The organism is Pseudomonas sp. MWU12-2345, from assembly GCF_023242385.1.
Classification (GTDB): Bacteria; Pseudomonadota; Gammaproteobacteria; order Pseudomonadales; family Pseudomonadaceae; genus Aquipseudomonas; species Aquipseudomonas gingeri_D.
Map to the genome: position 1 here is coordinate 114,557 of NZ_JALLJA010000010.1, position 21,919 is coordinate 136,475.

At 61.1% G+C, this 21,919-nt stretch carries 15 protein-coding genes; 4 read left to right on the forward strand and 11 right to left on the reverse strand.

Annotated features, from left to right (window positions below):
- Positions 1-184: 184 nt before the first annotated feature.
- The 5 genes from soxG to glyA form a co-directional block, all read right to left on the reverse strand.
- Positions 185-817: a sarcosine oxidase subunit gamma family protein gene (soxG, locus tag M5C71_RS20240; RefSeq protein ID WP_100938565.1), complete on the reverse strand. Its 633-nt coding sequence runs from the start codon at positions 815-817 to the stop codon at positions 185-187.
- Positions 818-1,027: 210 nt separating this feature from the next.
- A complete protein-coding gene (locus M5C71_RS20245) occupies positions 1,028-4,045 on the reverse strand; it encodes a sarcosine oxidase subunit alpha (protein WP_248768599.1) in 3,018 nt (1,005 codons plus the stop codon).
- Complete coding sequence (locus M5C71_RS20250) at positions 4,042-4,371, reverse strand: sarcosine oxidase subunit delta (RefSeq protein ID WP_100938567.1); 330 nt, start codon at positions 4,369-4,371, stop codon at positions 4,042-4,044. The genes M5C71_RS20245 and M5C71_RS20250 overlap by 4 nt, the downstream gene beginning before the upstream one ends.
- A 14-nt stretch (positions 4,372-4,385) precedes the next feature.
- Positions 4,386-5,636, reverse strand: a complete 1,251-nt coding sequence (locus M5C71_RS20255) for a sarcosine oxidase subunit beta (protein WP_100938568.1) — start codon at positions 5,634-5,636, stop codon at positions 4,386-4,388.
- Between the two features lie 23 nt (positions 5,637-5,659).
- Positions 5,660-6,913 carry a serine hydroxymethyltransferase gene (gene glyA, locus M5C71_RS20260; protein ID WP_177102964.1) on the reverse strand — a complete coding sequence of 418 codons (1,254 nt, stop codon included), beginning with the start codon at positions 6,911-6,913 and terminating at the stop codon, positions 5,660-5,662.
- A gap of 439 nt (positions 6,914-7,352) precedes the next feature.
- Here glyA and M5C71_RS20265 point away from each other — a divergent pair, with 439 nt between their 5' ends.
- Together M5C71_RS20265 and M5C71_RS20270 are read left to right on the forward strand one after the other, a co-directional pair.
- Entirely contained in the window at positions 7,353-8,393 is a 1,041-nt protein-coding gene (locus M5C71_RS20265; protein WP_248768600.1) for a low specificity L-threonine aldolase, read from the forward strand.
- Positions 8,394-8,783: 390 nt separating this feature from the next.
- Positions 8,784-9,047 carry a hypothetical protein gene (locus M5C71_RS20270; RefSeq protein WP_248746617.1) on the forward strand — a complete coding sequence of 88 codons (264 nt, stop codon included), beginning with the start codon at positions 8,784-8,786 and terminating at the stop codon, positions 9,045-9,047.
- 166 nt (positions 9,048-9,213) lie between these two features.
- On the opposite strand, the gene M5C71_RS20275 is transcribed toward M5C71_RS20270, so the two are convergent.
- Complete coding sequence (locus tag M5C71_RS20275; protein ID WP_103498192.1) at positions 9,214-9,519, reverse strand: cell division protein ZapA; 306 nt, start codon at positions 9,517-9,519, stop codon at positions 9,214-9,216.
- Positions 9,516-9,746: a hypothetical protein gene (locus tag M5C71_RS20280; protein ID WP_100938572.1), complete on the reverse strand. Its 231-nt coding sequence runs from the start codon at positions 9,744-9,746 to the stop codon at positions 9,516-9,518. Before M5C71_RS20280 ends, M5C71_RS20275 begins: the two co-directional genes overlap by 4 nt.
- 281 nt (positions 9,747-10,027) lie before the next feature.
- On the opposite strand from M5C71_RS20280, the gene M5C71_RS20285 reads away from it, so the two are divergent.
- Positions 10,028-11,653 carry a methyl-accepting chemotaxis protein gene (locus M5C71_RS20285; RefSeq protein WP_248768601.1) on the forward strand — a complete coding sequence of 542 codons (1,626 nt, stop codon included), beginning with the start codon at positions 10,028-10,030 and terminating at the stop codon, positions 11,651-11,653.
- Between the two features lie 191 nt (positions 11,654-11,844).
- On the opposite strand, the gene gbcB is transcribed toward M5C71_RS20285, so the two are convergent.
- The gene (gbcB, locus tag M5C71_RS20290; protein WP_103495268.1) at positions 11,845-12,945 is read right to left on the reverse strand and encodes a glycine-betaine demethylase subunit GbcB; all 1,101 of its coding nucleotides are present in this window, start codon (positions 12,943-12,945) and stop codon (positions 11,845-11,847) included.
- 284 nt (positions 12,946-13,229) lie between these two features.
- Between gbcB and gbcA the strand changes: the two genes are divergently transcribed.
- Positions 13,230-14,525 (forward strand): glycine-betaine demethylase subunit GbcA, encoded by a 1,296-nt coding sequence (gene gbcA / locus M5C71_RS20295; protein ID WP_103495267.1) that lies wholly within the window; start codon positions 13,230-13,232, stop codon positions 14,523-14,525.
- Between the two features lie 138 nt (positions 14,526-14,663).
- Here gbcA and M5C71_RS20300 read toward each other — a convergent pair whose 3' ends face one another.
- The 3 genes from M5C71_RS20300 to M5C71_RS20310 all read right to left on the reverse strand — a co-directional run bounded on the left by M5C71_RS20300 (position 14,664) and on the right by M5C71_RS20310 (position 21,449).
- Entirely contained in the window at positions 14,664-15,908 is a 1,245-nt protein-coding gene (locus M5C71_RS20300) for a metallophosphoesterase (RefSeq protein WP_103495266.1), read from the reverse strand.
- Positions 15,909-15,918: 10 nt separating this feature from the next.
- Positions 15,919-17,787, reverse strand: coding sequence for a hypothetical protein (locus tag M5C71_RS20305; protein ID WP_103495265.1), 1,869 nt, complete (start codon positions 17,785-17,787; stop codon positions 15,919-15,921).
- A 209-nt stretch (positions 17,788-17,996) separates the two neighbouring features.
- Positions 17,997-21,449 (reverse strand): alpha/beta fold hydrolase, encoded by a 3,453-nt coding sequence (locus tag M5C71_RS20310; protein WP_248768602.1) that lies wholly within the window; start codon positions 21,447-21,449, stop codon positions 17,997-17,999.
- Positions 21,450-21,919 lie beyond the last annotated feature (470 nt).

Sequence of the window (21,919 nt, forward strand, 5' to 3'; positions counted from 1 at the left end):
AGCGGTTGATCGCGAGCCTCTTGGTAGAGAGCTCCAGGCAATCCTTACCCTTGTATACGACACCAAACCCTGTAGGAGCCAGCTTGCTGGCGATGGAGGCCAACGATAACGCTGGGCGCCTGAAACACTGCGGCGCCCGTGAATCCATCGCCAGCAAGCTGGCTCCTACAGATCACACAAAACCTCAGGCCTGGACGCTGAGACCGTACTCGGCCGCCGCATCCTGCAACCACAACCACCAGTAATCCGAAAAGCTGCGACGGATCACCAGCTCCCAGGTGTCTTCGGCGGTGTGGCGGATCATCAGTTGCGACTTGGCGAACACCGTCCCGACGGCCTTACCCACAGGGAAGCTGTTCGGGTGCACGTCATAGCTGGTGGACTTCATCAGCACCTGGCGCACGTTCGGACCGCTCAGCTCCAGCAGTTGCTGGCCGCCGCTGACATTGACGATAGCGATATGCAGGTCGCCCAGGGCTTCGCGCAGCGCCTTCTCGGCAGCGAACTCTTCGCCGCTCGGGACGATCAGCAGCCACTCGTCAGGGCCAAGCCATTGCAGGCTGGTATCGCCCTTGGCAACCACGGTCAGTGCCACGGGCAGTTCCAGGCCCAGGGCCTTGTGCACGCCGGCGGCGAAGGCCGCGTCATGGCCATCGCCACGAATGGTCAGGTGACCGAGCAATTTCTTTTCCCGCACGGTGACACCGGCGTTCTTGCGGCCTTTACCCACCAGGCTGGCGAGGTCGGCATGGTGCAACGACGACTCGGCCTTGGCCCCGGAAGTCGGGCGTTGTTGGTAAACGTTGGCTGTGGTCATGTGAAACACCTGTGTTGAATTCTGTCTTTGCGGTTGTCCGTGGACCCTGTGGTGACTGTGCTGCCGTCATCGCCAGCAAGCCGGCTCCTACAGAAGTCCGCGTCCGACCTCAATTCTGTGCCTTACCGAAACCTGTAGGAGCCGGCTTGCTGGCGATCCGTACAACGCGGTGCCCGGATCGCCGGCAAACCCTCTCCCACAAGGAGCACCTCAGATGTTCTGGCGATCACCCTTCGGATCGAAGAACACCGAAGAAACGATTTCCGCCTCGATCACGCTGCCATCGGCCAGCGGTGCGAACACCCGCTCGCCCATGCGCTTCAGCCCGCCCTTGACCACAGCCATGGCAAACGAATAGCCAAGGGAGTTGTGGGCATAGCTGGAGGTCACGTGACCGACCATCTTCATCGGGATCGTCTGCTTGGTGTCGAACACCAGCTGGGCCCCTTCCGGCAGCCACTTGGTCGGATCGATCGGCTTGAGCCCGACCAACTGCTTGCGCTCTTCACGCACGCAGTCTTCACGGTTCATCCCGCGCCAGCCGATCCAGGAGAACGGCTTGGTCCGGCCGACACACCAGCCCATGTTCAGGTCGTCCGGGGTCATCGAGCCGTCCGTGTCCTGGCCGACGATGATGAAACCCTTCTCGGCCCGCAGCACGTGCATGGTCTCGGTACCGTACGGGGTCAGGTTGTACTGCTTGCCCGCCTCGACGATTTTCTCCAGCACACCCATGGCGTAGTCGGCCTGGACGTTGACCTCATAGGACAGCTCGCCGGTAAAGGAGATCCGGAACACCCGCGCCGGCACACCGCCGACCAGGCCTTCTTTCCAGGTCATGAACGGGAACGCGTCCTTGTCCAGGTCGATGTCGGTCACTTCGCTGAGCAGCTTGCGGCTGTTCGGCCCGGACAGGGTCATGGTCGCCCAGTGGTCGGTCACGGAGGTGAAGTACACCTTCATGTTCGGCCATTCGGTCTGGTGGTAGAGCTCCAGCCACTGCAGGACGCGAGCCGCGCCACCGGTGGTGGTGGTCATCAGGAAGTGGTTGTCGGCCAGACAGGCGGTGACGCCGTCGTCGAACACCATGCCGTCTTCCTTGCACATCAAGCCGTAGCGCGCCTTGCCCACGTCGAGCTTGGTCCAGGCGTTGGTGTAGATACGGTTGAGGAATTCACGGGCGTCCGGGCCCTGGATATCGATCTTGCCCAGGGTCGAGGCGTCGAGCAGGCCGACGCTGTCACGCACGGCCTTGCACTCACGCTTGACCGCCGCATGCAGGTCTTCGCCGTTGCGCGGGAAGTACCATGGACGTTTCCATTGACCCACGTCCTCGAACTCGGCGCGCTGCTTAACATGCCAGGCCTGCAAGGCGGTGTAGCGCACCGGCTCGAAGATATGCCCGCAGTGACGGCCGGCGACCGCGCCGAAAGTCACCGGCGTGTAGTTCGGACGGAACATGGTGGTGCCCATCTGCGGGATGGTCACGTTCAACGAACGGGCGGCGATGGCCAGACCGTTGACGTTGCCCAGCTTGCCCTGGTCGGTGCCGAAGCCCAGCGCGGTGTAGCGCTTGACGTGTTCGACCGACTCGAAGCCCTCGCGAGTCGCCAGTTCGATGGCGGCGGCGGTGACGTCGTTCTGCAGGTCGACGAATTGCTTCGGCGCCCGTGCGGTAGCTTTTTCATGGGGCACCTGGAACAGCGCCAGGGTCGGCTCTTCCAGACGCGACAGGGCTTTGGGCAGCACGCCTTCGACCGCCTTGAAACCGGCTTCGTTGGCCGCGCGAACGCCACCTTCAAAACCGTCGGCCAAGGCATCGGCCAAGCCGTAGACGCCGTTGATACCGCCGACGCACACGCGTTTCTGCGGTGCTTCGCCCGGTACGAAACCGAGGATATCTTCACGCCAGGTCGGTTTGCCGCCCAGGTGCGAGGCCAGGTGGACCACCGGGCTGTAGCCGCCGGAGCTTGCTACCAGATCGCAGTCCAGCCATTCGCCAGGACTGGTGACTTTATGCGCTTTGACGTCGATGGCGGCAATGCGCGCCGCAGTGACGTGCTTGCTACCACGAGCTTCGATCACGGCGCTGCCGGTGAGGATACGAATCCCCTTGGCCCGTGCTTCTTCCACCAGTGCGCCGCGCGGGTTGCTGCGGGCATCGGCGATAGCCACCACTTGCAGGCTGGCATCAAGCCAGTCCAAAGCCACGCGATAGGCGTGATCGTTGTTGGTGCTCAGCACCAGCTTCTTGCCCGGGGCCACGCCGTAACGGCGGACGTAGGTCGAAACGGCACCGGCGAGCATGTTGCCCGGTACGTCGTTGTTGCCGTAGACCAGCGGACGCTCATGGGTACCGGTGGCCAGGACCACGCGCTTGGCGCGGACCCGGTGGATACGCTGGCGCACCTGGCCGATCGGCGCACGGTCACCGAGGTGATCGGTGAGGCGCTCGTGAATGGTCAGGAAGTTGTGGTCGTGGTAGCCGTTGACGGTGGCGCGCGGCAACAGCAGCACGTCCGGCAGGCCTTTCAATTCGGCGATAACGCTGGCGACCCACTCGGCCGCCGGCTTGCCATCGAGGCTTTCGCGCGAATCGAGCAGGCTGCCGCCGAACTCTTCCTGTTCATCGGCCAGGATCACCCGCGCACCGCTGCGCGCGGCGGCCAGTGCGGCGGCCAGACCGGCAGGGCCGGCACCGACGATCAGCACGTCGCAGTGCTGGTTCATGTAGTCGTAGGTGTCCGGATCGTTCTCGGTCGGCGAGCGACCGAGGCCCGCGGCCTTGCGGATGTACTTCTCGTAGGTCATCCAGAACGACTGCGGGTACATGAAGGTCTTGTAGTAGAAGCCCGGTGGCATCAGCTTGCCGCCGACCTTGCCGAGAATCCCCATCATGTCGTTGTTGACGCTCGGCCAGCCGTTGGTGCTGGTGGCCACCAGGCCCTGATACAGCGCTTGCTGGGTGGCGCGCACGTTGGGGATCTGGGTCGCTTCGGTGGCGCCGAGTTGCAGGACCGCGTTCGGCTCTTCGGCACCGGCGGCAAAGATGCCCCGTGGCCGGGAATACTTGAAGCTGCGACCGACGATATCCACACCGTTGGCCAGCAACGCGGCGGCCAGGGTGTCGCCTTCAAAGCCCTTGTAGACCTGGCCGTTGAAGGTGAAGCTCAAGACTTTGTTGCGGTCGATCCGACCACCGTTGGACAGGCGATTGACCTGGCTCATACCTTCTCTCCCACAGCCGCGCCGGGCACTTTCGAACTGTCTGCTTTAGCGGTGAATTGCGGCTTCTCGCCAATCTTGTAGCTTTCGAGAATCTCGTAGGTAACGGTGTCGCGGGTCACGTTGAAATACTGACGGCAACCGGCAACGTGGTCCCACAACTCGTGGTGCAGGCCGCGGGGGTTATCGCGGAAGAACATGTAGTCGCCCCACTGCTCGTCGGTGCAGGTGCCCGGGTCCAGTGGACGCGGGATATGCGCCTGGCCGGAAGCGTGGAATTCCTCTTCGGAGCGCAGCTCGCCGCAATGAGGACAGAAGATATGCAACATAGGGATTTCTCCTGTTAGTGGGCGACCGCAGCAGCACCGTGTTCGTCGATCAACGCACCGTTGTGGAAACGGTCGATGGAGAAGGGAGCGGCCAACGGGTGCATTTCACCCTTGGCCAGGCTCGCGGCAAACACGTTGCCCGAGCCAGGGGTAGCCTTGAAGCCGCCGGTGCCCCAACCGCAGTTGAAGAACATGTTCGGGACCGGGGTTTTCGAAATGATCGGGCAGGCATCCGGGGTGGTGTCGACGATGCCGCCCCACTGGCGGTTCATGCGCACACGGGACAAGACCGGGAACATCTCGACGATGGCCTGGATGGTGTGCTCGATCACCGGGTACGAACCACGCTGGCCGTAACCGTTGTAGCCGTCGATACCGGCACCGATCACCAGGTCGCCCTTGTCGGACTGGCTGATGTAACCGTGCACGGCGTTGGACATGATCACGCTGTCGATGATCGGCTTGATCGGCTCGGACACCAGCGCTTGCAGCGGGTGCGATTCGATCGGCAGGCGGAAACCGGCCAGCTTGGCCATATGCCCGGAGTTACCGGCGGTGACCACGCCGACGCGCTTGGCGCCGATAAAGCCCTTGTTGGTTTCGACACCGATGCACACGCCGTTTTCCTTGCGGAAGCCGATCACTTCGGTCTGCTGGATCAGGTCGACGCCGAGGGCGTCGGCCGCACGGGCGAAGCCCCAGGCCACGGCATCGTGACGGGCCACGCCGCCGCGACGCTGGACGGTGGCGCCCATCACCGGGTAACGGGCGTTCTTCGAGCAGTCCAGGTACGGAATCTCGTCCGCCACCTGCTGGGCGTTGAGCAGTTCGCCGTCGACGCCATTGAGGCGGTTGGCGCTGACCCGACGCTCCGAATCACGGATGTCCTGCAGGGTGTGGCAGAGGTTGTAGACGCCGCGCTGGGAGAACATCACGTTGTAGTTCAGGTCCTGGGACAGGCCTTCCCACAATTTCATCGCGTGTTCGTACAGGTGCGCCGATTCGTCCCACAGGTAGTTGGAACGCACGATAGTGGTGTTACGGGCGGTGTTGCCGCCGCCCAACCAGCCCTTCTCGACCACGGCCACGTTGGTGATGCCGTGTTCCTTGGCCAGGTAGTAGGCGGTCGCCAGACCATGCCCGCCGCCGCCGACGATGACCACGTCATAGACCTTTTTCGGGGTCGGCGTGCGCCACATTTTCTGCCAATTTTCGTGATGGCTGAGAGAGTGCTTGAAGAGGCCGAAGCCCGAATAGCGTTGCATAGTCATTTACTCCAAAACCGCTCTCAGCGATAAACCGGGAAATCCGCGCACAGGGCTGTCACGTGCTTGGCGACGTTCGCTTCGACATCGGCGTCGCCGAGGTTGTCGAGGATGTCGCAGATCCAGCCGGCCAGCTCGACGCACTGGGTCACTTTGAACCCACGCGTGGTGACGGCCGGGGTGCCGATGCGCAGACCGGAAGTGACAAACGGCGACTGTGGATCGTTCGGCACGGCGTTCTTGTTCACGGTGATATGGGCACGGCCCAGGGCGGCATCGGCCTCTTTGCCGGTCAGGCCCTGACGGATCAGGCTGACCAGGAACAGGTGGTTGTCGGTACCGCCGGACACTACATCGTAGCCGCGTTTGATAAATACGCCCGCCATGGCCTGGGCGTTATCGATCACTTGCTGCTGGTAGACCTTGAAGCTCGGCTCCAGGGCTTCCTTGAAGCTCACGGCCTTGGCGGCGATCACGTGCATCAGCGGGCCGCCCTGGCCGCCGGGGAATACCGCGGCGTTGAATTTCTTTTCCAGTTCTTCGTTGGCCTTGGCCAGGATCAGGCCGCCACGGGGACCGCGCAGGGTCTTGTGGGTGGTGGTGGTGACCACGTCGGCGTAGGGCAGCGGGTTCGGGTACAGGCCAGCAGCGACCAGACCGGCCACGTGGGCCATGTCGACGAAGAAGTAGGCACCTACCTTGTCGGCAATTTCACGGAAGCGTGGGAAATCGAGGGTTTTCGAGTAGGCCGAAAAACCGGCGATGATCATTTTCGGCTTGTGCTCGACGGCCAGGCGCTCGACTTCGTCGTAGTCGATCAAGCCGGTGGTGGTGTCGATGCCGTACTGCACAGCATTGTAGAGTTTGCCGGAGAAGCTGACCTTGGCGCCGTGGGTCAGGTGACCGCCGTGGGCCAGGCTCATGCCCAGCACGGTGTCGCCGGCGTTGAGCAGAGCCAGGTAGACCGCGGCGTTGGCCTGGGAACCGGAGTGCGGCTGGACGTTGACGTAATCGGCGCCGAACAGTTGCTTGGCGCGTTCGATGGCCAGGGCCTCGACCTTGTCCACGTGTTCGCAACCGCCGTAGTAGCGCTTGCCCGGATAACCTTCGGCGTATTTGTTGGTCAGGCCGCTGCCCTGGGCCTGCATGACGCGCTTGCTGGTGTAGTTTTCCGACGCGATCAGCTCGATATGATCTTCCTGGCGCTGCTCCTCGGCATTCATGGCCGCCATCAGTGCATCGTCATAACCCTGGATCTGGTCTTGCTTGCTGAACATCGCGTCTCTCCCAGCGGCGGCGGTGCGCCATTTTTATCAGTGGGGCCGTTGCCTGACGGCAGTGCCCTTTGAATGCGATGGTAGGGCCGACGCAGACCGATCAAATGCCTATGGACGCCACGCAAAGGTGCGTTTACGACATGGCTTGGCGCGCTGAGATAGTCGAGGGCCGAACAGCGTCTGGAACAGGGATATTGAAAACGCCACAACCCCTGTAGGAGCTGGGCTTGCCCGTGAAGAGGCCGGTGCGGGCTATCCGAAAGATCGGGTTGATAATACCGTCGCCTTCGCGGGCAAGCCGGAACGCCGGACCGCCTGCTCCTACAAGGACAGCGTCAACCTTTCGATCTATAGAGGCTTTTCCTACGGAAACTGTGCCTGTGCGATAAGGTCAATTCTGGTTACAGTGCGCACCATAATCGTTCACAAGGACCGGGCCATGACCGACAAGAGCCAACAATTCGCCAGCGACAACTATTCCGGTATCTGCCCCGAGGCCTGGGCCGCCATGGAACAGGCCAACCACGGCCACCAGCGCGCCTACGGCGACGACGAATGGACCCAGCGCGCCGCCGACGGCTTCCGCCAGCTGTTCGAAACCGACAGTGAAGTGTTCTTCGCCTTCAACGGCACCGCGGCCAACTCCCTGGCCCTGTCGTCGTTGTGCCAGAGCTACCACAGCGTGATCTGCTCGGAGACCGCCCACGTCGAGACCGACGAGTGCGGCGCGCCGGAGTTTTTCTCCAACGGCTCCAAGCTGCTCACCGCGCGCACCGAAAACGGCAAGCTGACCCCGGACTCGATCCGCGAAATTGCCCTCAAGCGCCAGGACATCCACTACCCCAAGCCGCGCGTGGTGACCCTGACTCAAGCGACCGAAGTCGGCAGCGTCTACACCCCGGATGAAATCCGCGCCATCAGCGCCACTTGCAAGGAACTCGGCCTGCACCTGCACATGGACGGCGCGCGGTTCTCCAATGCCTGCGCCTACCTCGGCTGCACCCCGGCCGAACTGACCTGGAAGGCCGGCGTCGACGTGCTGTGCTTCGGCGGCACGAAAAACGGCATGGCGGTGGGTGAAGCGATCCTGTTCTTCAATCACGACCTGGCGGTGGATTTCGACTATCGCTGCAAGCAGGCCGGGCAGTTGGCCTCGAAAATGCGCTTTCTCTCGGCGCCCTGGGTCGGCCTGCTGGAAAACGACGCCTGGCTCAAGCACGCACGCCACGCCAACCACTGCGCGCAGTTGCTCAGCAGCCTGGTCAAGGATATTCCCGGTGTGGAACTGATGTTCCCGGTGGAGGCCAATGGCGTGTTCCTGCAACTGTCAGAATCGGCCATCGCCGCGCTGACTGCCAAGGGCTGGCGCTTCTACACCTTCATCGGCAAGGGCGGCGCGCGCTTCATGTGCTCGTGGGACACCGAGGAAGCACGGGTACGGGAACTGGCGGCGGATATTCGGGAAGTCATGTCGATCTGACCCGACCGCTTTTAATCGCGCTTTATCTTAAGATAAAGCGCGATATATCAGGTCGACCTCTTCAACCCACAGACACACCAGTTTTTTTATAACCTTTAATAATAAAACCCTCTCCTCTGATCGGCGATGGAAATAATCCATCTCCAAATACTCAGCCGTAAAAAATAAAACCTATAAAAAACAATCTCTACTCTCCGCCATATCACCTCAAGTTCGAGAACATAAAAGCCCTGCCACGTCTACTGTCAGTTCTGACAGTAGACGCTGTCCCGCACGTCAAAATAATATCGGTGCGACCTTGAGCGATGAGACAGGCAGTGAGCGCTCGGCAGTATCGATTAAGGCATAGGAAATAACCCTACCTGGAATAAATAATTGAGGTTACTTGCCATGCCACAACCACTAGAAATTCTGATTTTCTTCGACAATCTTCCGCAATTTGAAGTTCCAACCAATGAAGCGCACCGTGAGATTCTTGTTAGCGCACAGGTCGGTGATTATATCGCCGTACGTATTAACGGTCAGAATCACCATGGAAATGTAACCGAGAAGGCTCTCCTGCAAAATCTAAGTTTCAGTTGGGATCTTGTTTTATTCGTACAAACATCTCCAACACCAACCCATATTGAGACACTTCTAAAACGCCCAGCCTGAATGCCATAGCCCTGGTGCCGGGTATGCCGGGTTCATTTATCCAAGGGAGGTCGTCAATACGGCTCACCGGTTCAACACGGATAAATGAACCCTCCATATAAGCGGGCCTTGATCGCCGTCAACGTTCCCTATTCGGCCCAAGACAGCCAATACGGCCCCCACGAAACTATCCCGGCTGCCCCACTGACCGCGCAATCACATCGACCGTGGCGTTGACCTGCTCTTGATAACGGTCGAGCTCCTCACGGTGACGCTGCTGTGCTTCGATCTGCTGCGAACACAGGTTCAACGCCGCCAATACCAGCAGCTTGTCGCCGATCAGCGTGGGGAACTTCTTCTTGGTGTCGGCCAACGCCGCCCGGAGCATTACCGTCGCGTCCTGCAAGGTCCGCTCCTGGCCGGCGGGGGCCTTGATCGAGTACTCCTCGCCGAGGATCGAGATGACGGTCACCCCATCGCTGCTGGTTCTCATGCGCTCACGGGACCTGCGCTGACACGCTCGACCAGCGCCTGGATACGGGCGGCGGTGGCGCCGTGCTTTTCTTCCTGTTCCATCAGGCTCAGTTGCAGGCTTTCGTTTTCGTCCTTGGCCTGGGCCAGCTCGGTGCTCAGCGCGGTATTGGCGGCCAACAGTTCCTGTTTTTGCTGAACCAGCTCGCTGACCAGTTGTTCCAATTGACTCAGGGAAGCTTCCAACATTTTCTTGATCTCTCGGGCAGTTTCAAAGGGCGCGTACGATAAAGAAAAGCCCCCCTGTTTGCCAGGGGAAAACTGTCGCAAAGCCTTGATTTTCCTGGCGGGGTGCTTTTCCTGGAACCTTAGGGACTGCGATTGCCAGGACATGTTCCCCACCCCCTGTCGGAAACCTCCGCCTGCGACAAATACGCGCAGGGGCTTAAGACTTTAGTCGAATGACCGATAGGTCATTCAGACACGCCTTAAAAGTCGCACGGAATGCGCCCTCCTCTCAGGTAGCCACCATGTCCCTACGCAACATGAACATCGCCCCGCGCGCCTTCCTCAGCTTCTCCCTGATCGGCGCGCTGATGCTGATCCTGGGGATATTTGCCCTGAACCAGATGAGCAAGATCCGTGGCGCCGCCGAAGAGCTCAGTACCAACAGCGTGCCGAGCATCAAGAGCCTCGACGACCTCACCCAACTGACCCTGCGCCTGCGGGTGCTGTCCTATCGCCTGGTGACCAACCGCGCGCCCGACGAGCAACAGAAAATCCTCGACCTGTTCACCCTGCGCAACCAGCAGATCGGCAAGGCCCAGGCCATCTACGAAAAACTGATCAGCAGCCCTGAAGAGCGCGTGGCCTACGACCGCTATGTGCAGGTGCTCGGCCAGTACCGCCAGCTTGAAGATCGGATGAAAAGCCTGTCGCGCAACAATCAGGTCACTGAACTGGCAGCCCTGATCAACAGCGACTTGCTGGCCAACTCCGAACAGGTCAACACCGTGCTCACCAAGCTGGTGGAGATCAATACCCAGCAGACCGACGACACCCATCAACAAGCCGCCGACCAATACGCCTCGGCGTTCAATATGGTGGTGGGCTTGCTGCTGGCCGCCACCGGCCTGACCCTCCTGCTCGCCTGGTTGCTGACCAACAGCATCACCCACCCTATCGCCGACGCCCTGACCGCCGCCGAGCAGATCGCCGAAGGCGACCTGACCCGGCCGATCAAGGTCGAGGGCAACGACGAAGCCGGGCGCCTGTTGCAGGCCATGGTCAAGATGCAGCAGAAACTGCGCGACACCCTGCAACGGATTTCCGGTTCCGCGACCCAGCTGGCTTCGGCGGCGGAAGAGCTGAACGCCGTCACCGACGAAAGCGCCAAGGGCCTGGTACGGCAGAACAACGAGATCGAACAGGCCGCCACGGCGGTCAATGAAATGACCAGCGCCGTGGAAGAAGTCGCGCGCAATGCCGTGAGCACTTCCGAAGCGTCGAAGAACGCCACCGCCTCGGCCGGCGACGGTCGTGACCTGGTGCAGGAAACCGTCGGCGCCATCGAACGCATGAGCAGCGATGTGCAAAGCACCGCAACGCTGATCGGTAACCTGGCCAAGGAATCCCAGGATATCGGCAAGGTACTGGATGTGATCCGCGGGCTGGCCGACCAGACCAACCTGCTGGCCTTGAACGCGGCGATTGAAGCGGCACGGGCCGGGGAAGCCGGGCGTGGTTTTGCCGTGGTGGCGGATGAGGTTCGTGCCCTGGCGCACCGGACCCAGCAGTCCACCAGCGAAATCGAGCGGATGATCGGCAGTATCCAGGGCGGGACCGAGCAGGCGGTGGATTCGATGCGCAACAGCACCGAGCGGGCGGAGTCGACCTTAAATATCGCCAAGGGCGCGGGGATGGCGCTGGATACCATCAATACGGCCATCGTCGAGATCAACGAGCGCAATCTGGTGATCGCCAGTGCCGCGGAAGAGCAGGCTCAGGTGGCCCGCGAGGTGGATCGCAACCTGGTGAATATCCGCGATCTGTCGGTGCAATCGGCGACCGGGGCAAACCAGACCAGCGCCGCGAGCAATGAGCTGTCGCGCCTGGCGGTGGATTTGAACAGCATGGTGGCGCGGTTCAGTCTGTAAACCTCAAGACCCAAGCGATTATCCGGTTCACGCGGACTGTAGGAGCAGGGCTTGCCCGCGAAGCTTTTGGCGGTCTTACGGGCCTCTTCGCTGCGATGCGGCGTCCCGACAAGCCATGCTCCTACAGGGGCCGTGTTCGGCCTTAACATTAGGGCAAGCCCCCTCGCCACAAGGGGACCGCGGTGCTTCAGTTAATACTCGATCCGCACATCACCCTTCGGCACGCTGCAGCACGACAGGATATAACCCTCGGCCACATCGTCGTCGGTGATCCCGCCGTTGTGCTCCATCTCCACTTCGCCGCCCAGCTTCAGCACCTTGCAGGTCCCGCAGATGCCCATGCCGCAGGCCTTGGGAATCATCAGGCCAAGCTTGGCCGCCGCCGCGTGCACGGTTTCCCCCGGTGCCACGCGAATGCTCTTGCCAGTCGCGGTGAACTCCACCTGATGCAGATCCGCCGCATCCACTTCCGGTGCCTCTGCAGCCTGTTCGGCCTGTTCCACCGCGTCGGCACGAGCCTCCGGCGGCGTCGCACCGAACGACTCTTCGTGGTAGCGGCTCATATCGAACCCGGCCGCTTCCAGCAAACGCTTCACCGCGTTCATATACGGCGTCGGCCCGCAGCAGAACACCTCACGTTCCAGGAAGTCCGGCGCCATCAACTCCAGCATCTTGTGGTTCAGATAACCGCGATAACCGGCCCACGGCTCGCCCAAACCATGCTTTTCACAAATCAGGTGCAGGCTGAAGTTATCGATCCGCGAGGCCATATGCTCCAGCTCGCGGTGATAGATGATGTCCTTGGGCGAACGGGCGCTGTGGATAAACACCATGTCGACATTGCCGTTGGTATCGTAGAACCAGCGGGCCATGGACATCACCGGGGTGATACCGACGCCGCCACTCAGGTACAGCACCTTGGGGCTCGGGAAGTCGATGGCGTTGAACAGCCCCACCGGACCGTGCACCGCCAGCTCCTGGCCTTCGTGCAGGGTATCGTGCAACCAGTTGGAAACCTTGCCGCCGGGCACGCGCTTGATGGTCACCGAAAAGCTGTAGGGCACCGAGGGCGAGCTGGAAATGGTGTAGGAACGCATGATCGGCTCACCTTCGATTTCCAGCTCCAGGGTGACAAACTGCCCCGGCTTGAAAAAGAACATGATCGGCTGGTCAGCCATGAAGCAGAAGGTGCGCACATCCCAGGTTTCCTGGATGACCTTCACGCAGCGCACGATATGCCGACCGTTGGCCCAGGTCTGGGTTGTTACCGGATTGAGGAAGTTGTTCGACATATTGTTCTCCACCGCCGACTGTCGGCTCTATGTTGGCGATTCTGCGCAAGGGTCGAAGCGACCATTTACCTATCCGCGACATTGGCATGCTTATCGCGACCAGCCCGCAACGACCGGGGGTTGCGCGTCGGGAACGGATTCGGCCATGTCGCCCATGGATAAGGTTCATGTCGCTGCCAGCCGCACACTCCATCGCAAATGATCCAATGTATTTCCGTACTTGCGTGCTAACCGTATCAGCCACTATTCGCCGGCCACACCGCATGGCCATGAGGACTAAATCGATGGACGTCACCGCAACCCTGAGCCTGGGCGATCCGCTGGAACCCGCACGCAAGGCCACCGCGCAAATGCTGCAAGAGCGCGAACGCACCTTCTCCCTGCCGCAACCGTTCTACTCCGATGAGCGGCTGTTCGAAATCGATATGCAGGAAATCTTTCAGAAAGAGTGGTTGATCGCCGGCATGACCTGCGAAATCCCGACCAAGGGCAACTACATGACCCTGCAGATCGGCAAGAACCCGATCATCGTGATTCGCGGCGCCGACGGCGTGGTCCACGCCTTCCATAACGTCTGCCGCCACCGCGGTTCGCGGTTGTGCACCAGCGACAAGGGCAAGGTCGCCAAGCTGGTCTGCCACTACCACCAGTGGACCTACGAACTGGACGGGCGCCTGCTGTTCGCCGGCACCGAGATGGGCGCCGACTTCGACATGAAGCAGTACGGCCTCAAGCCGGTGCACGTGAAAACCTCCGGCGGCTACATCTTCATCAGCCTGGCGGAAAACCCGCCCGCCATCGATGAGTTCCTGACGACCCTGAACCACTACATGGAACCCTACGACATGGAAAACACCAAGGTGGCGGTGCAAACCACCTTGATGGAGAAGGCCAACTGGAAGCTGGTGCTGGAAAACAACCGCGAGTGCTACCACTGCGGCGGCTCCCACCCGGAACTGCTGAAGACCCTGCTGGAATGGGACGACGTCACCGACCCGCGGGCCGACCAGAAATTCAAGGACCACGTGGCCGAATGCACCGTGGCCTGGGAAGCCGAGAAGATCCCTTACGCCCACGCCAGCTTCGGCCTGCGTAACCGGATCGTGCGCATGCCGCTGCTCAAGGGCACCGTGTCCATGACCATGGACGGCCAGCAGGGCTGCAAGAAGCTGATGGGCCGGATCAAGAACCCGGATTTGGGGTCGATGCGCATCCTGCACCTGCCGCACTCGTGGAACCACTGCATGGGCGATCACATCATCGTGTTCACCGTGTGGCCGATCAGCGCCCAGGAAACCATGGTGACCACCAAGTGGCTGGTACACAAGGATGCGGTCGAAGGCGTGGACTATGACGTGGCGCGCATGCGTGAAGTCTGGGATGCGACCAACGACCAGGACCGTCGCCTGGCCGAGGAAAACCAGCGCGGTATCAACTCCACGGCCTACCAGCCAGGGCCGTACTCGAAGACCTATGAGTTTGGCGTGGTCAACTTTGTGGATTGGTACAGCGAGCGGCTGTTGAGCAACCTGGGGGCCGAGCCTGCGCCGTACCTCAAGGGTGTGCCGGTGCACGGCTAAGAGCAAAAGCTTCGCGGGCAAGCCCTGCTCCTACAAATTGACGTCGTTCACTGCATTTGTGCACGACACCGACCTGTAGGAGCTGGGCTTGTCGGATCGCCGCACCGCCGCGAAGACGCCAGTACAGTCACCACAGATCTACCCGTGAGACGCCCACCTCACCGACCCATCCTCGCCAATAAACTCCTCGATAATATTCTCCCCGCTCAACCGCACCTTCACATACCCATTGAGCACCCGCTCCGGGTATTCGTCGTCCATGGCATTCTGCACTTCGGAAAACAGCACCCGCTCATTGCCATCCAGCTCGCTGGTCACGCCATAGGGAATCGCCCCGTGCCCGGCACAACGCGCCCGTAACCCGCCCTGCTCGGCATACACAATCCCATTATGCAGGTGCCCCCAGTACCAATAATCCGGTACCCGGCCCAAGGCATCACACACCGGCTGATACAGCGTGGTCTTGTTTGCCCCACTGATATCGAAACCCTGGTGATGACTCAGCACCAGCAACTTCTTGCCCTTGGGCAGGCTCTTCATCCAGTCGATCTGCTGCTGGTTCAAGGTACCGTCCATATAAAGACCGAGCGGCGCGGAGGCATAGGCCGAATCCAGTCCGACAATCAGCCAGTCATCGTTGTACAACGCAAAATAACTGGTGCCCTGCTGCATCGGGAACCGTGAGTTGAGCTCCGCGAAATAACCATGGGCGCCGCTGTACATCTCATGGTTGGAGTTGAGGGTGAAGGCGCCGTGCTTGCCCATCGGCCAGCCGGCCATGTCGACATCTTCCTCGGAGCCGGTGCCAGCGTAGTAGACGTCGCCCAGGTGAATGGTGAAATCGGCCTGGGCCAACTGCATCTGGTTGGCGACATTGACCGCCGGGGCATGGCTTTCAAAGGGCCCGGTGCCCCAGTCGCCGGCAATCGCCAGGGTCACGTCGTTGTCGATCATCATCACCATCGGCGTGGTGGCAAACGGCGCATGGCGCCGCAGGTTCTCGATCCACTTGATCAACGCCTCGCTCCACAGCAGGTCGAGCAACTCCCATTTGCGACAGCCCAGCAACGTGCCGTCCTTGAGGACCCGGGTTTGCAGCTGCGACTCCGAGGTCGGCAAGGCCTTGGCGTTGCCCATATGCAGGATCGACAACCCATGGGACAACTCCCAGGGCACCACCGGCTCGTCCGTCGGCAGGTCGCCATGGTCCAGTACGTATTGGGCCTGGTCATGCCCGCGTTGCAACAACGCCTGGATAGCCTGGAATTCCTCGGGCTCGATGTCACTGGTGAGTTTTTTCCAGGACAACTCCAACCGAGCTTTCAGGCCACTGAGACGGACGCGGATTTTCGCAAGTTCATGTTCCAAGTGAGGCAAGTTCATGGCTGTCTCCCTACAACGTCTTCATGAATTCGATCAGCGCCCATTTCTCGGCGTCGGTCAGTTGGGTCCCGTACAGGTGGCCACTGTTGTGGTTGCCCTCCAGGCGTGTGTCATACCTGAAGTAGGTCGGCGCCTGGACCTGGGCACCGCTGGTGATGAAACCGACCTTGACCGGGTCGTAGACATCCGAGCCGGTGTTGAACACCACCGGCCGTTTGTCCGGTGTCTGCAACAGGTCCCACAGGCTCGGCACCGAACCGTTGTGCAGGTACGGCGCGCGCATCCAGATGCCGTCGGTGGGGGTGTTGCTGTAGCTCTGGGTCTTGCGATAAGCGTTGAAATCGAATGGCGGTTTCTTGAAGCCATGGAACGCCTGCACGAGGCCGACGGTGAAGGAATCCAGGCGATGGGGGTCGGTGCCCAGTTGGTCGATTTGGGTGGTGACCTGGCCGGTGTCGGCCTTGCCGAACTCATGGCAGCCCGCACAGTTGTTATCCCAGATCGGCTTGCCCTGGGCTACCCGCGCCTGGTCCAAAGCGAACGGCCAGGCCGGCGGCTTGGTGCCGAGCAACCACTGGGTGACCCGATTGAAACTCTCCGGCAACACCGACTGCGGCGTCGCGCCCACGGCCATGGCCGCGGCGTAGTTACGCTCGTGGATATCGTTGTTGTTGCCGTCCCAGTGCAGGTACAGCGATTCGCGCGGCTTCTGGTTCCAGATCTGCGGCAGGTCGACGGTGCCGATGGTCGAGTCATCCGGGAAACCGAAGACCACCATTTTGGTCGGGTTGAAGGTGTCGGTACGCCCGGGCCCTTGTGCCGGCCGCAGTTTCTGCCAGGCGTAGGCCTGCTTCTGCTTGAGCAGCGCGGTCTTGGCCATGGGGATAATCAGGTAGCGGTTGTACAGGCGCTCGAAGACGCCCAGCTGGAACTTGGCGTTGATCGCCGTCATCAGCGCATCGGTGGTGAATTTCGGGTCGCTGGCGCAATCGTAGGCGAACCACTGGAAGGCTTGCAGTTGCAGGGTATTGGCCGGCGCGGTGGCGATCGGCTTGGCCACATCGCTGGCCGAGGCGCGGTAGGAGCCGGTGTGGCACAGGGCGCAGTTGGGTTCCACGGTCGGGTAGCCGATCTGCCGCTTGGCCATGCCGATGGGCAGGTCGCGACCGTTTTCATAGAGGAAGCCGAACGCCTCCCAGCCACCGGGCTTGGGCATTTTTTCCGGGCACATCTGCGGCAGCACGGCAAACAGGTAATAAGGGATTCGCGCTTCGATGCCCAGGCCGATGGCGGCGTACTTGAAGTGGTCTTCGTCGGAGGCGAATTTCTCTTCGGGCACCACCCGCAGCATGTTGTACCAGGTTTCGTAGCCGATAAAACCCAGCACCAGCAGGGTGATCAGCAGGCCGACCCGAAAGCCGTGGCGATGCCAGCGGGCTTCCCAACCCTGGCACCAGGCATGCCAGCCATCGACCAGCAAGGCCCAGGGCCGGTGGGCCGGCGTGCTGCCCATGAAGAGCGTGACGCCCAGGATCAGGAACATGCTCAGGTCGCCGTAGAGCATGGGCACGAACACCGTGGGGGTGTTGCTGGTGTCGATCAGGTAGATCCAGAACGCCACGGCGACCAGCCGGCTCAAGACGCATAACCAGGAGTGGATCACGAAGCGCGGGGCGTTGAAGCCCGACGGCATGTAGAACAGGCTGATCCCCACCAGCAACATGCCGGCGTTTTCCAGCCAGGGGTCCGAGAGCACCGGCGGCAGGCCGACCACCGAGGTCAGCAGCGCCGGGGCGAACAGGGCAGGCAGTGCGAACACCATGTTCATCACGATGCCTATCCAGATAAAGCGTTGGAACCAACGGATGTAATTGTCCATATCACCCTTCCTTGCCAATCCATTTCTTCCGGCCGATCACCGGGGGTGCGGCTTTACACAGATCTGTAGGAGCAGGCGGTCCGGCGTCCCGGCTTGCCCGCGAAGAGGCCAGTATTATCAACCTGATCTCCTGGATAACCCGCACCGGCCCTTTCGCGGGCAAGCCCTGCTCCTACAAGGTGTGGCGGCGTTTTCGAGACTGATGCGCATCAGCCCAGCGCGGTTTTCTCCAGATGTTCAAGGATCAGCGGATACACATCGACCACCGCGTTCTTGCCGAACATGCAGTCGATATGACCATAACCCGGCACCACATGGCGGCTGAACAACTCGGGGCCATGCAGATCCACCAGCCGGTCGTAGGTCTTCTCCGTGCTCTCCGGCAAATAGCACTGGTTATCGGCGCCACTGATAAAACAGATCGGCAATTGCAGCCGGCTGAAATGCGGCATGTAGACGTCGTTGCCCTTGAAGTCCACCAGGTGCCCCTTGCGGCAGATCAGCGCCAGGTGCTCGAAGGTCTGGATATTCGACTCGCCGAACAATTCATGCAGGTTGTCGTGCAGGGTTTCGTTGAGGGTGTCGTGACGGTACAGCGAGGCATACATGAAGGTGATCCGGTGACAGACCGGATTGGTGCAGTAACCCTGGGCCTCGATCCGCGCATAGACGTTGAGGGCCTTGTCATAGAGTTTGTTGAACCAGCTCTCCTTGCTGTCGGCATAGGCGGTCAGCGACTTGATGCCCACCGCCTCCAGCGCCCCCGGCAGGTGCAGGCCGGCCTTGATCCCGGTCGCCGTGGCCACCACCGTGTCCGCGGCAATCTGCGAGCAGACCACCGAGCGCACATCCTGCAGTCCCGCCAGCATCGACATGAAGAAGGTCGTGGCGCCATAGCAATGCACCACGCACTGCACATCCCGGGCCCCGGTGGCCTGGCGAATCTGCGCGATGGCCGCCTTGTAGTCGTACTGGGCGATCTGGTCGCCGTTCCACTCGTGCTTGCTCGCCGGCAACAGGATGCTGACCCGGAAATCCAGCAGCCAGACGTCGTAGTCGTGCTTGCACAGGTACTCCAGCAGGTTGGTCTGGATGGTATCGGTGGAGAAGATATTCGAGCCCACGCCCAACCCATGCACCAACATCACCGGGCCTTTGCTGCCGGCCTGGTAACGGGTCAGGCGCAGTTGCACCTGGTCCTCGGTCTCGAAGAAATGCACGGTCGGCACCGGCGCATCCAGCGGCCGCTTGTGCCGGGGCGGCGCGTCCGGGTTGAAGTAGATATCGCCGGCAAACACCCCGCCGTAGCTTTCCCAGAGAATCCCGGCGAAGAACTTGCCGAAACGCGCCAGGGCCTCGATGCGCTCGCGCTCGTTACGGGCATTGAGCACCTTCATGGTGGTCATCTGCTTGGCGAAGTCGGCGGGCTTGATATGCATGACCCCGGAGCCGATCACCGCGCCGGTCTTGTCCGGGCCTTGGTAGAGCGTGACGTAAAGGGTGCTGGTGTCCGGCCAGATATTCAGCACACCGTTGTCTTCGGGCACGGTCTTGAAGGCACTGAAGAAATAGTCGCGACCGTCCTCGGCGGTCAGCTTCATGTCGTAGTTCATATGGCGCACGCCGACCTGTTCCTGGTACTGCTCGAACAGATTGAACACGCCGTTGCTGGCAGTCAGCGGATAAGGCGACAGCGCAGGGGCATTGAGGGTGCCGACCAGGGTCGCGGCATGCTCCGGCTCCTTGATCAGGCGATTGAGGTCGTTGCCGGTGATGGTCAGGGTGAACTCGATGGGTGAGTTCTGCGCCTCGCCGCTCTTGGCGGCCGCCTGGTAGACCGCCAGGTCGGTGCCCTGGGGCTGGGTGAAGTCCTTGGAGAAATAACCCTTCATGGTTTCGGTGAACTGCACCCCCAGGGTCGGCGGCGGCACCGGCTTGCGCGGTGCCGAGGGCAGGCGGTAGTCGATGACCCAGCCGCGATCGGCGGCCAGCAGGCCCATGTTGCGCTCGCTGACCGCCGAGATGGTCAGCAGCGGGTTGACCGCCAGCGAGGTCGGAATCACCGCCCCGTCGGTCACATACAGCCCCGGATAAACCGCATCGCCGTGGCTCCCGCTGAACACCTGGCCCTTGTGATTGACCACGCCTTGCGCGGCATCCTCGCCCATCACGCAGCCACCCAACGGGTGTACCGAGACGATGCTGTGCTTGAGCAACTTGGTCCAGATCGGGTTCGGCACCCAGACCCCGCCCAGGGCCTTGGTCGACTGATGCAGGCGCTCGTTGCCGAGCTTGAAGTTCTCCTGCTCGCCCACCCCGGGCCAGTCGATACGCAGCTGGTCCTTGTCGTCCAGCAGCATTCGGCCCTTGCCGTCGTCATGACTCATGATCAGGTAGGTCTGCATATTGTGCAGCGCGCCGTAATACGGGCCGCGCAGAAAGCTCTCGGCCTCGCGGGCCTTGTAGTGGAGCTGGGCGCTGACGCCCTTGTCGGTGGCCTCGCCGATCATCCCGGCAAACCCGGCCATGGCCGGCACCATCGGCCGCCCCAGCGCGCCCGGGATCGAGCCCTCCTCGATCACCATGCGACTGCGCCAGTCACCTTCGGTGCGCATATCGATGATCGAGGTGATGCACGGCCCGACCGGCTCCATCTCCTTGGCCGAGTGGGCGCCGAAACCGATGCCGTTGATGGTCTGCTCGCAATTGTGGCCGAAGCCGAGGATATCGCCGTTGCCGCTCATGTTTTCGCCGAGCTGGTCGGACATCGGCACGCCCTTGCTGCGCGAACGCAGGAGGATTTCCGTGGAACCCAGGGTGCCGGCGGAAACCACCACCACGTTGGCTTTGACAAACAGGGTCGGTGCCGAGAATTTTTCCCGGCCGCTGTCCAGGTACTGGAAGTGCACGATCCAGCCGTCACCGTCACGCTCCAGATGGCGCACCTCGGCCTGGCAGAAAATCTCCGCGCCGTGATTCCAGGCATCCGGCAGATAGTTCATCAAGGTGGTGTTCTTGGCTTTGTTGTTACAGCCCGAGACGCAGTCACCACACTGGTTGCACGGCAGCTGTTCGACGCCAACATGGTTGAGGTTGTTGGGCAGCTTGTCGAAGGTCACGTTGATCGGTGGCGTATAGAAATGCGCTTTTTCCTCGAGAAAGTCCGCCGACTTGCGGTTGGCGTCCAGCTTCGCCAGTTTCGGTCCGGAGGCCGGATACGGATTGGGCTTGAGCATTTCCCGGGCCCGCGCATAACCTTCGGCGAGCAGCGTGTCACGGTGATCGCGTACCGCCTGGGGCCAGCGCGGGTCCTCGAAGACCCCCGGCTCCGGCTCCAGGGACACGTTGGCATTGATCAGCGAAGTCCCGCCCAGGCCGCAACCGACCACCACGTTCTGCTGGGCATTGACGTGCAGGTCGAACAGACCAGTGCGCGAACCGATATGGCCGTCCGGGTCATGCACCTGCAACTCCTCCGTCGCCGCGATCATGGTGTTGGGGTATTCCCCCGGCTGGATCTCGCGCCCGCGCTCCAGCAGGCAGACAGTCTTCCCGGCCCGCGCCAGCCGCGAAGCAGCGATACCGCCGCCGTAACCGGAACCGATCACGATGACGTCGTAGCGTTCCTTGATTTCACTGATGGATGTCGAAATCCGTGTCATGACTATCTCCCTGAGCGTGGGCATGGCTGGCAGAAACGTTGTGTACCTGAGCCTTGAGTCAAGGTGGCGCCCAAGAGGGTGTCAATAAACACCCTTAGAACTGTATGAAATTTGATCTATAGCGCTATGGGCTATAAGAACCGGGGCTTTGCGGCCTTAGCGAACAACTTATCCACAGAGCCACCCACAGTAAATGTGCGCAAGTAGCGCTTTATGCACCGTCGACACTGAAGGAATCTGAATAAAATCCGTGACTTATTCAGAAAGGTCTATTCAGGCAGTCTTTGATCGTTTTTTAATCAAAACCTTGCAGGCCACGTTTTTAAAGGCCTGTAGAGGACCGCGAACACCTTATCCACAGAAGCGCCAACAGACTTTGTGTGCAAGTCGGGCATTTTTCCACTCATCTGTGGAAAACCGCTGAAAGCCGCGAGATATGAAGGTTTCAGGCCGGTCGAGTGCCGTAAAAG